Genomic DNA, 10,411 nt, shown 5'->3' on the forward strand with positions numbered 1-10,411 from the left:
TGCTCGCCGCCTCTTCGGAGGCGGCCTGTGCCCGAGCTGATCCTGCATCACTACGACTTCTCCAACTACTCGGAGAAGGTGCGCCTCGCGCTTGGCTACAAGGGGCTTTCCTGGGGCTCCGTCATCATTCCGCCGGTGGCGCCGAAGCCCGATCTGACGCCGCTGACCGGCGGCTATCGCCGCACGCCGGTGCTGCAGGCGGGCGCCGACATCTATTGCGATACCAGCCTGATCCTGCGCGAGCTGGAGCGACGCCGGCCGGAGCCGACGCTCTATCCGCCCGCACTCGACGCGCCGGCGCGCATGATCGCCTATTGGGCGGAGCATCAGCTGTTCCGGCCGATCTCGCTCTACGTCTCCGGCACCAACCAGGACCTGCTGCCGCCCGATCTGCAGGCCGACCGTTCGCGCATGCGCGGCCTGGCCGTGCCCGACGCCGAGACGGTCGCCCGCGCGGCGCGGCGCAATGCGCCGCCGGCCCGCCTGCAGATCGGCTGGATCGATGCGTTGCTGGCCGATGGCCGCCCCTGGATCGCAGGGGGCGCGGTCAGCATCGCCGATTTCGCGGTCTATCACGCGCTGTGGTTCATTCGGGCGCGCAGCGACCGCCTGGCGCACGAGCTGACGCCCTATCCCCGCATCGGATTCTGGATGTCGCGCATGGCGAGCTTCGGCCACGGTGAGCCGGTCGCGATGTCGGCGGCCGATGCCTTGAACACCGCGCGCGATGCCACGCCCGCAGCCCCTCGCGCCTCATCCCCGTTTCCGGAGGATCCGCCGCTCGGCACCCGCGTGCGTATCCGAGCGGACGACTATGCACGCGACCCGATTGAAGGCGAGCTGGTGCTGATCGATGCGGAGGAGATCGCAATCCGCCGAGTCGATCCGGCGATCGGCGAAGTGGTCGTGCACTTCCCGCGCCTGGGCTATGACCTGCGCGCGGTTTGAGCGGCGATCACGCCGCCCAGGGGCCGAGCTCGCCGGTATGCTTGGCCGCCACGCGGATGCCGCGGGACGTCCAGAGCAGCCAGCCATCGTCGCCGGCGCCGATATTGATCACCTCAACGGCGACGCCGCCGCCGAAGAAGCGGAGCAGTAGGTCGCCGGTATCGGGGCGCAGGCGGACCGCCTCGACCTCACGGCCCACGAGCAGCCGGCGCGCGTCGCCGATGCCATCGTCCATCTTTCCCTGACCGAAGCGATCGATGTGATCGCTGTCGCGGAAGGCGATTTGCTCGCCCACCAGCGCGCGCCAGGGCGAGCCGGCGGTATTGAGGCGCGCCTCGCCGGCGAACTCGAACATCCATTGCCCGCCGCCGCTATACGACAAGTCGGTGAGCTGCCGGCGCGTCAAGGCATCCGACACCTGGCTGGCGAAACTCATGCTGGCTCCTCGATAGCCGCCAAAGGACCTTGACGTTGTAACGCGCCGCCCGGCCCGCGCGATGCATGCCGGATCGGCGTAGGATCGGACGGCCGGTCACAAGGTGGGGAACCGCATGACGATGCCGCCGGTCGCGCCGCATCACGATCTCACCGCTGCCGAGATCGAGGCGCTGGATGAAGAGCTGTACGAGTTCAACCGTCGGACTACCGGCATCACCGACGGCGCCCGGCTCGGCTTCGTCCTGCGCGACACGGCCGGCGCGCTGATCGGGGCCGCCGCCGGACACAGCTGGGGCGGGGTCTGCGAGATCAAGCAGCTCTGGGTGCACGCGGACCATCGCGGACGCGGCATCGGCACGGCCTTGCTGACGGCCGCCCTGGACGAGGCAAGCGCGCGCGGCTGCTACCAGGTGATCCTGACCACCCACAGCTTCCAGGCGCCGGCCTTCTACGCCCGCCACGGCTTCGAATGCGTGGCCGAGATCGCCGACTATCCGCGCGGCCACCGCCAGTTCGTGCTGCGCCGCCGCCTCGCCCTGCCGCCGCGCGGGTGACCGCTACGGCCAAGCTGAGCCGAGGGCGGGTCGCGGATTTTTCACATTCGATCCACTGCTTCTTGCGCGCGCCGCCTTGACCGGCGGCGTCGCTGTCCTAAGGTCAGGACAGCGGAGCGGTGGCGACAGGCGCCGCGCCGGATTACCTCCTGACCGCCTCGGTGCCTGCGGGCGCCAGCGAGGCGGCAGGCCATCGGCACCGCGTGGCAGCGCCACGAATCGCAAACGATGGCCGCCCTGCCCGTCCACCACCGCGCTGATGCGGCCGGCCGGGCCACCCGGCACGCGGACAGCAAGGCGTCCGGGATCACCAGCAAGACAATGCAACGCGGCGGGCATGGGGCCCGGCCGCGCCCAATCCTGTGCAAGGGAGAGCGCGATGAAGATGTCCGCCATGCTGGTCGAACAGGCCGTGACGCAGATCGACGCCGAGCCGATCCCCGAGGATCATCCGGCGGTGGAGCAGCTGACGCGGCTGTTCGGCGACCACACGTTTTTCATCGACCGCGAAGGGCTCAGCATCGTCGAGCCGGCGGAAGAGCCGGAGCCCGGCATCCAGGCCGGCGAGGTGATCAAGCTCGCCAGCTGGAGCGACGAGCGGCGCACCACCTTGGCGCCGCACGAGCCGGAACAGACGGATGTGGTGGTGATCCTGAAGCGGGCCTAGCGCTTCTTCGCCACCGCCAATCATGCGGAAGGCGGCCGGTGGGCCGCCTTCCAACTTCTCAAGGAAATCGCTATGCGGTCGTATTAGGTACGCGAGCGCAAGCCGCTCCGCGCCCACACTTTCACTTTTAAAATAGACTCCAAACTTGATTTCGAGCAACAACTCGAGGGTAGCGAACGTAAGCATCTACATCGGCACTTTGCCTAAGAAATTTCTTGATGTTCGATTTACGAATGAAATCATACGTCGCCTTTGGACGAAGTAATGACTGCGTGACGTCTCGCATAGCACATCCGAGACCGACCAGCGATGGATCGAACTCAGTGGATTCTGGATTCACGTGCGACAATAATTCATAGGCTTCTGATTTTAGCATCGCTGGAGCCCAGAGTGCTGACAAGGTTCCAGCCAAAGGCCCGTATACGTTTCGGTCGAATTTGAGCGCATCTGGCTTCGGGAATTTCGCACCAGTTCCTAGAATAAATCCTCCGCGGGCGACAATGTCCGATCTGTGCCAACGCATGGCCAGCCTCTCGATGTCCTCCTCAGTTGCAAACGGTTCACTTTTGAAAAAATCATCATTACTCCAATATTTAGAGATGTTAAAGCCAACCTCAATTGTTTTACTGCGGAAAAGGTCGATCATTTTGCGCATAATGACCAATCGCGCCGGCAATTTACTTGCCGGAAACGATACTACCCCACGCGAGCCTCGACGAGGCAACTGATCGACTAGGCGACGCAATAACAGAAGTTGTTCGGCTCCCTCCAGAATTGTCGTCAACGCAAACCATAGAAGCGATGGCGATACACCAATCTCGATTGCCTGTTTAGATGCAATGACAAGACCCAGTGTATCACAAAAACATTCCTCTCTAATCTTCTCCTCGACATTGATTCCCGCTAACCGCAATTGGGTACCTTTGGTGCGACTCCCGACAATCTCGGCGTCGCTCCCGAGCACGTATTCGATATCTGGTAGCACAAAGCGTTGAAAACTCAGACGGCTAGTTTCATCCTCTGAGAAACTTAGCTCACGCCAGATCGTCTCAATATGCTTGCGCCATGCAGTGGCGCGATCCGTACTCCAGATAAAATGCCCTACCTCATGAGATAACAGGAAATGTGGGAGCACATTCTGCATTATCATTATTGCCACATCTAAACCGTCAAAATAAATTGGACGGGGAATTTCAGGAAATTTTTTCAATACCATACTATATCTCATCAATCGGGATAAATTTAAATCCGATACTCGCTTGGCAACACTCTCCTCCCCATCAGAAATCAACATTTCTGCAGCTCTGATCATGAACTCTAGATATAAGAACTGGGGCCTTTCGAATTTAAACTTGAGGGCACACGAAAACCCAAGCGCATTTGTCTGCTCCACATCGAATATAAGCAACTTCCGATTCTCTATACCTCGCAACTCACTTTGAGCTTCCATTGAACTGACAAAGAACATGAACATATCGTCGCATGAATTCGGAAAAACACTATCAATCATTTCAATAGTAGATCGCGCTGCTCTGCGGTCCCGCAAATTTACGCTGAAGGCGCGGCGACGGCGCAGACGCCCGCGAAGCAAATTTCTTCGCGTCGGCCCCAAATACCAAGGCTTATTTTTTCTTTGATTTTGGCACTTTTCCATCTTTCCGCCCGTCGAGATTATCAAGAATATTCAATATTTCTTTCACATTTTGAATCGAAATATTCTTAAATTTTTTATCGCCAATTTCTATTTCTCCGCGACGCGCAATTAGATACCCAAGTACTACGCCTACCAATGCGGAACCGTGCTCTGCTAGTGGTACAATCCACTCTGCAAGTGCGGCGCCATCAAATCTGTCTACGAGTTGTGGGGTCTGCAGATCGTAGGTAGCAGGCAGCCCTTCAGCCATACGCAAATGTTTCCAGAACTGCCGGAAGTCAGGTTCCCACTCCTGGGGCACGCGGACCAATACGGAGTGTCTCATCGCCCCCTCCCAATGGCGGCCTCAACGGTCCACATTTTACCCTATTACGGTTGACAGTGTGGAGTCTTCTCGATCCTACAAGCGCTTCCCGAGCGCTAATTCGAACACTGCTCAAGGGCCGCCTCCACCGTGTTGCTAAATTGCCGGCGCGTCGTCAGCCGGTCGACTGCGCCTCCTGCGGGATATCCTCGCGGGCCGCGATGGTGCGCGCCTTCTCGCGATAATCGGCGACGCTGCCCTTCTGGCCTGCCTCGCGCCACAGCCGCTCCGCATGCGCGGCGACGCGCCGCTCGAACTCATCTGCGCCGGTCCGCGGCAGCTCTTCCTCCGGTCGCTGCTTCTTGCCGTCGGTCACGATGGCCGATGCGGCGTTGATCGGGATCGCCATGGTGCTCCTCCTCGGCTGTCGGAAGAGAAACCTGTTGGCGGGCAAGCGGTTCCCCGGACTCTCACGCGCGCCCGGCCAGCCGGGATCGCTGCCCCACCGCCGTCTCCGCCAGAAAGTCCAGCACCGCTCGCACCCTCGGCACGCGGGCCTGGTCCTGGTGGGCGGCGAGCCAGAGTTCGAGCGAGGGCGCCGGTTCCGGCGTGTCGAGGCGGACCAGGCCGTCTTTCGGGCCCACCATCACGCAGGGCAGGAGGCCGAGGCCGAGGCCCGCCATCGTTGCCTGGTGGCGGGCATGGGCGCTGTTGGCGCGCAGCACCACCGTCGCCTCCTTGGCCAGGCGGCGGAGCCAGGGCACTTGCGGAATGATGGTGTAATCCTCCGGCCAGTCGACCAGCCGGTGGCCCGGGCAGCCGGCGGCGGCATCGGGCTGGCCCGCGCTCTTCAGATAGGCGCGCGTGGCGTAGAGCGCGTAGCCGACCTCGCCGACCTTGCGGGCCAGCAGCGAGGCCTGTTCCGGCCGCGCCAGGCGGAGCGCGATATCGGCCTCGCGGCGCGACAGGTTGAGGGTGCGGATATCGGTCGCGATCTCGATGGCGATGCCGGGATGCTGGACCTGCAGGCGGCCGAGCGCCGGCGCGATCAGGTGGCAGGCGAGCACGTCGGTCGTGGTCACCGCGACGGTGCCGGCGAGGCCGAGATCCGCCGCGTCGAGATTGCTGCGGATGTCGTGCACCTCGGCCTCCATGCGGGCGACATGGGCGGCGAGCTTCTCGCCGGCCGAGGTGGGGCTGAGGCCCCGGTTGTCGCGCTGGAACAGCCTGGCGCCGAGGGCGGCTTCGAGCCGCTCCAGCCGGCGCGCCACCGTCGCCACGTCGACGCCGAGCGCCCGGCCGGCGCCGGAAAGCGAGCGCGCCTCCGCCACCGCCAGCGCGACCTTGAGGTCGTCCCAGTCCAGGTTCTTGCTGGCGAGATTTTTCTGGGCGGGGGGCTTTCCCATCTCAGCATTTCCGCAAAGCAGATGCGGGAAATGATGATCTATCGCCTGTAATATCGCAAGGGCATGGTGCGGACTGCACGCTCGCCTCCGGGAGAAAAGCCATGCCGCAAGCCGCTTTGATTGACAGGCAGGGGATCGCCCCCGCTATTCTGGACGTTTCCTACGCCGGAACCGGTTCCGTTCGCATGTCCTCCCACGTGATGCCGACCTACGGCCGCGCCGATATCGCTTTCGAGCGCGGCGAAGGTCCCTACCTGATCTCGACCGAGGGCCGGCGCTATCTCGACTTCGCCTCCGGCATCGCGGTCACGTCGCTGGGCCATGCCCATCCGGCGGTCGTGAAGGCGCTAACCGAGCAGGCGAGCAAGGTCTGGCACACCTCCAACCTGTTCAAGATCCCGGGTCAGGAGAAGCTGGCCGACCGGCTCACCGCCGCCTCCTTCGCCGATCTGGTCTTCTTCGGCAATTCCGGCGCCGAGGCGCTGGAAGGCGTGATCAAGACGGTGCGCAAGTACCAGTACGAGAGCGGCAAGCCGGAGCGCTACCGGATCATCACCTTCGAGGGCGCCTTCCACGGCCGCACGCTGGCCACGCTCGCCGCCGCCGGCAACGAGAAATACCTCAAGGGCTTCGGGCCCAAGGTCGAGGGATTCGACCAGGTGGCGCTGAACGACCTGGAAGCGGTGAAGCAGGCGATCACAAGTGAGACCGCCGGCATCCTGGTCGAGCCGATCCAGGGCGAAGGCGGCATCAAGGTGTCGACGCCGGAATTCATCAAGGGGCTGCGCGCGCTGTGCGACCAGCACGGCCTCTTGCTCGCCTTCGACGAGGTGCAATGCGGCATGGGCCGCACCGGCAAGCTCTTTGCCTATGAATGGTACGGCGTGAAGCCGGACGTGATGGCGCTGGCGAAATCGGTCGGCGCCGGCTTCCCGTTCGGCTGCTTCATGGCGACCAAGGAGGCGGCCAAGGGCATGGTGGCCGGTTCGCACGGCTCGACCTATGGCGGCAACCCGCTCGCCATGGCGGTCGGCAATGCGGTACTCGACGTCATGCTGGCCGACGGCTTCCTCGACAACGCGCTGAAGGTCGGCAGCCACCTGAAGCAGCAGCTCGCCATGCTGGTCGACAAGCACCCGAAGGTGCTGAAGGGCGTGCGCGGCATGGGCCTGATGCTGGGCCTGGAAGCCGTGGTCGAGAACACCAAGGTGGTCGACGCGGCGCGGGCCGAGGGCCTGCTCACCGTCGGCGCCGGCGAGAACGTGGTGCGCATCGCCGCGCCGCTGATCATCACCGATGCCCAGGTCAAGGAGGGCATCGACGCTCTCGACCGGGCCTGCACGAAGCTGGGGTAATGGGCGGCGTCCGGCATTTCATCGATCTCGACCGGCTGGAAGGCCGGACGCTCCGCTCGATCCTGGACAAGGCGGCCGCCATGAAGCGCGGCCGCAACGGGGCGCCGAAGGGCGCGCCGGATCACGACAAGCCGTTGGCGGGGCGCGTGCTCGCCATGATCTTCGAGAAGGCCTCGACCCGCACCCGGCTCTCCTTCGACATCGCCATGCGCCAGCTCGGCGGCGAGGGCATCGTGATGAACGCGGCCGACCTGCAGATCGGCCGCGGCGAAAGTGCCTCCGACACGGCCAAGGTACTGTCGCGCTATGTCGACGCCATCATGATCCGGACGCATAAATCGGCGATGCTGGAGGAGATGGTGGCGAATGCCACCGTGCCGGTGATCAACGGGCTGACCGATGACAGCCATCCCTGCCAGCTGATGGCCGACGTGCTGACCTTCGAGGAGAAGAAGGGCCCGATCGCCGGCAAGGTGGTGACCTGGTCGGGCGACGGCAACAACGTGGCGCGGTCCTGGGTGCATGCCGCCGTGCGGTTCGATTTCGAGCTGCGGCTGGCCTGCCCGGAGCCGTTGAGCCCGTCGGCCGAGATACTGGACTGGGCGCGGCGCGAGGGCGGCCGCGTGCGCCTTGTGCACGACGCCCGCGCGGCGGCCGCGGGCGCCGATGCCGTGGTCACCGATGCCTGGGTCTCGATGGGACAGAAGGCGGGCGATCGCCACAACCTCTTGAAACCCTTCCAGGTGGATCGCCATGTCATGGCGGCGGCCAAGCCGGACGCCGTGTTCATGCACTGCCTGCCCGCGCATCGCGGCGAGGAAGTGACGGCCGAGGTGATCGACGGGCCGCAATCCATCGTGTTCGACGAGGCGGAGAACCGCCTCCACGCGCAGAAGGGAATCCTCGCCTGGTGTATGGCGTAGACAAGGGGATCGGTCCCCTGGCGGGCGCCGTCACGCTCGACCGCGGCGACCTGATCCACCCGTTCCAGATCGAAGGTGTGGAGGTGCGCGGCCGCCTGGTCCGCCTGGCGCCGTCGATCGACCACATCCTGAAGAGCCACAATTACCCGGACGCGGTGTCGACGCTGCTCGGCGAGGCGCTGGCGCTGGTCGCGGCGCTCGGCGGCATGTTGAAATTCGAGGGCATGCTGACCTTGCAGACCAAGGGCGACGGGCCGATCAGCATGCTGCTGGCGGATTGGCGCACGGGCGGCGACCTGCGCGGCTATGCGAGCTTCGACGCCGCCAGGCTCGCCACCGTGCTGGCCACCGGCCCGGCCACGCTCGACCGCCTGCTGGGCCAGGGCTATCTCGCCTTCACCATCGACCAGGGCGCCGATATGGAGCGCTATCAGGGCATCGTGTCGATCGAGGGGACGAGCCTGGCCGAGGCGGCGGAACGCTATTTCGGCCAGTCGGAGCAGATCCATGCGAGCTTCCGGCTCGCCGCGGGCAAGCGCGAGGGCCGCTGGCGCGCCAGCTGCCTGATGATCCAGCGCCTGCCGCAGCAGAGCCCGATCGGCGCCCCGCCCTCGCCTAAGGATGTCGAGCGCGAGGATGCCTGGAACCGCGCCAACCTGTTGATCGCGACGGTCGGCGAGACCGAGCTGCTGGAGCCGGCGCTGGAAGCCAACATGCTGCTCTACCGCCTGTTTCACGAGGACGGCGTGCGCGTCTACACGCCGCTGCCGGTGCAGGCGCGCTGCCGCTGCGATGCGGAACGGGTGCGCACCGTGCTGCGGAGTTTCGGCGCCGAGGAACTCGCCGACATGACGATCGACGGCCGCATCTCGGTCACCTGCGAGTTCTGCAGCGCGGGTTACGAGTTTTCGGCAGAGGCTGTCCAGATCTCGCCATGAAGTCGCCACATCCCATGCGTTCTGCTTCCCGCATGGCTACGAGACGTGACACCCTTCTCATGCTCGGCGCGGCCTCCCTGGTCGTGCCGGCATTCACCCGGCCGACCCTCGCCCAGACGACGGGCCAGCCGCCCATCAACGCCCCGACCGCCGTTCCGGCCGCTGCGCCGGCGATCGACCTCGGCACCGGCAAGCAGCCCTACAAGCTCGACGTCGCCCTGGTCGAGATCCAGGACCGCTACGAGCCGCCGTTCCGCGCGCCCAATGTGGAGCACCAGTTCCGCGAGCCGCCGGCGCGCCTGATGGCGCGCTGGGCGACCCAGCGCCTGGTGGCGGTCGGCAACCAGCGCATCGCCCGCTTCATCATTGCGGACGCGTCGGTGATCGAGGCCGAGCTGCCGACCACGGGCGGCATCCGCGGCATGTTCACCACCCAGCAGGACCGCCGCTTCGACGCGAAGGTCGCGGTGGCGATCGAGATCCGGTCGTTCGGCGGCAATCTGGAAGGCCGCTGCGATGCCTCCGCCATGGTGTCGAAGACGCTGTCCGAAAAGGCGACGCTCGACGACCGCGACGCGCTGTTCGAGGAGATCGACCGCGAGCTGGTGGCGCTGATCGAGCCCGAGCTCGAAAAGGGCATCAAGACCTATCTGGCGCAGTGGGTCAGGTAGCTCAGCCGATGCTCATCAGGCTGGCATTGCCGCCGGCAGCGGCGGTGTTGGTGCTGATGCTGCGCTCGCGCACCAGGGCTTCGAGCGGATAGTCGCCGCCCCTCGCGACGTGGATCGGCTGCACAGCCGGCGATAGTCGCGCCTGCCGTTCGGCATGAGCGCGCAGCGCAGCCGCCTCGCCCTCGAACAGGAACACCGAGGGCGCGGCGTCGGGCGGTGCGAGCCATGCCTGAACTTCCGCCGGCAGGTCGGGCGGTATCTGCGCGGCCGCGATGCCGATCCGGTTGCCGGTGGCGAGCGCTGCCGTCATCTGCACGAACAGCGCGTCGGGGTCCGAGGCGACGCAGCCGACGATGCCGCGCGGCTCCAGAAGATACAGATTGCGCTCGCCGACCGGTCCGGGCAGCTCCGCCGCATGGCCGAGCGGCGAGCGCTCGATACAGGCGGTCGCGCGGGCTGCCATCGCGCTGCCGCGGGCGGCGAGCCAGTCGCGGAACACGGTCGCCACGCCGGGCGCACGGCCCGGCAGCGCCGGCGGCGGCGCCGCCGCCAG

At 65.2% G+C, this 10,411-nt stretch carries 12 protein-coding genes and 1 pseudogene; 7 read left to right on the top strand and 6 right to left on the bottom strand.

The window, feature by feature from the left end:
* Nucleotides 1-27: 27 nt before the first annotated feature.
* A complete protein-coding gene (locus DT074_RS24255) occupies nt 28-948 on the top strand; it encodes a glutathione S-transferase family protein (protein ID WP_119422449.1) in 921 nt (306 codons plus the stop codon).
* Between the two features lie 7 nt (nt 949-955).
* Here the strand turns inward: DT074_RS24255 and DT074_RS24260 are convergent, their stop codons facing one another.
* On the bottom strand, nt 956-1,384 hold the full coding sequence (locus DT074_RS24260; RefSeq protein WP_119422450.1) for a hypothetical protein: 429 nt from the start codon (nt 1,382-1,384) through the stop codon (nt 956-958).
* Between the two features lie 115 nt (nt 1,385-1,499).
* On the opposite strand from DT074_RS24260, the gene DT074_RS24265 reads away from it, so the two are divergent.
* Together DT074_RS24265 and DT074_RS24270 are read left to right on the top strand one after the other, a co-directional pair.
* Nucleotides 1,500-1,940 carry a GNAT family N-acetyltransferase gene (locus DT074_RS24265; RefSeq protein WP_119422451.1) on the top strand — a complete coding sequence of 147 codons (441 nt, stop codon included), beginning with the start codon at nt 1,500-1,502 and terminating at the stop codon, nt 1,938-1,940.
* A gap of 379 nt (nt 1,941-2,319) precedes the next feature.
* On the top strand, nt 2,320-2,607 hold the full coding sequence (locus DT074_RS24270; RefSeq protein ID WP_119422452.1) for a hypothetical protein: 288 nt from the start codon (nt 2,320-2,322) through the stop codon (nt 2,605-2,607).
* A 127-nt stretch (nt 2,608-2,734) separates the two neighbouring features.
* Here the strand turns inward: DT074_RS24270 and DT074_RS28260 are convergent, their stop codons facing one another.
* The 4 genes from DT074_RS28260 to DT074_RS24280 form a co-directional block, all read right to left on the bottom strand.
* Nucleotides 2,735-4,261: a hypothetical protein gene (locus tag DT074_RS28260; RefSeq protein ID WP_162915174.1), complete on the bottom strand. Its 1,527-nt coding sequence runs from the start codon at nt 4,259-4,261 to the stop codon at nt 2,735-2,737.
* Nucleotides 4,230-4,586, bottom strand: a complete 357-nt coding sequence (locus DT074_RS28265) for a hypothetical protein (RefSeq protein WP_162915175.1) — start codon at nt 4,584-4,586, stop codon at nt 4,230-4,232. The genes DT074_RS28260 and DT074_RS28265 overlap by 32 nt, the downstream gene beginning before the upstream one ends.
* 154 nt (nt 4,587-4,740) lie before the next feature.
* Entirely contained in the window at nt 4,741-4,974 is a 234-nt protein-coding gene (locus DT074_RS24275; protein ID WP_119422453.1) for a hypothetical protein, read from the bottom strand.
* Between the two features lie 61 nt (nt 4,975-5,035).
* Nucleotides 5,036-5,971 (bottom strand): LysR family transcriptional regulator, encoded by a 936-nt coding sequence (locus DT074_RS24280; RefSeq protein ID WP_119422454.1) that lies wholly within the window; start codon nt 5,969-5,971, stop codon nt 5,036-5,038.
* A 185-nt stretch (nt 5,972-6,156) separates the two neighbouring features.
* Here DT074_RS24280 and DT074_RS24285 point away from each other — a divergent pair, with 185 nt between their 5' ends.
* From DT074_RS24285 to DT074_RS24300, 4 genes are read left to right on the top strand one after another with little or no spacing between them, the layout of a single operon-like run.
* The gene (locus DT074_RS24285; RefSeq protein ID WP_119422455.1) at nt 6,157-7,326 is read left to right on the top strand and encodes an aspartate aminotransferase family protein; all 1,170 of its coding nucleotides are present in this window, start codon (nt 6,157-6,159) and stop codon (nt 7,324-7,326) included.
* The gene (gene argF / locus DT074_RS24290) at nt 7,326-8,249 is read left to right on the top strand and encodes an ornithine carbamoyltransferase (RefSeq protein ID WP_119422456.1); all 924 of its coding nucleotides are present in this window, start codon (nt 7,326-7,328) and stop codon (nt 8,247-8,249) included. Before DT074_RS24285 ends, argF begins: the two co-directional genes overlap by 1 nt.
* Nucleotides 8,237-9,187, top strand: a complete 951-nt coding sequence (locus tag DT074_RS24295) for an Hsp33 family molecular chaperone (protein ID WP_368744882.1) — start codon at nt 8,237-8,239, stop codon at nt 9,185-9,187. Before argF ends, DT074_RS24295 begins: the two co-directional genes overlap by 13 nt.
* 59 nt (nt 9,188-9,246) lie before the next feature.
* Nucleotides 9,247-9,858 carry a hypothetical protein gene (locus DT074_RS24300; RefSeq protein WP_119422457.1) on the top strand — a complete coding sequence of 204 codons (612 nt, stop codon included), beginning with the start codon at nt 9,247-9,249 and terminating at the stop codon, nt 9,856-9,858.
* 1 nt (nt 9,859) lies between these two features.
* Here DT074_RS24300 and DT074_RS24305 read toward each other — a convergent pair.
* Nucleotides 9,860-10,411: pseudogene (locus DT074_RS24305) on the bottom strand (trifunctional transcriptional regulator/proline dehydrogenase/L-glutamate gamma-semialdehyde dehydrogenase); the annotation flags it as partial.

Source organism: Desertibaculum subflavum (assembly GCA_003576705.1).
Classification (GTDB): Bacteria; Pseudomonadota; Alphaproteobacteria; order Ferrovibrionales; family Ferrovibrionaceae; genus Desertibaculum; species Desertibaculum subflavum.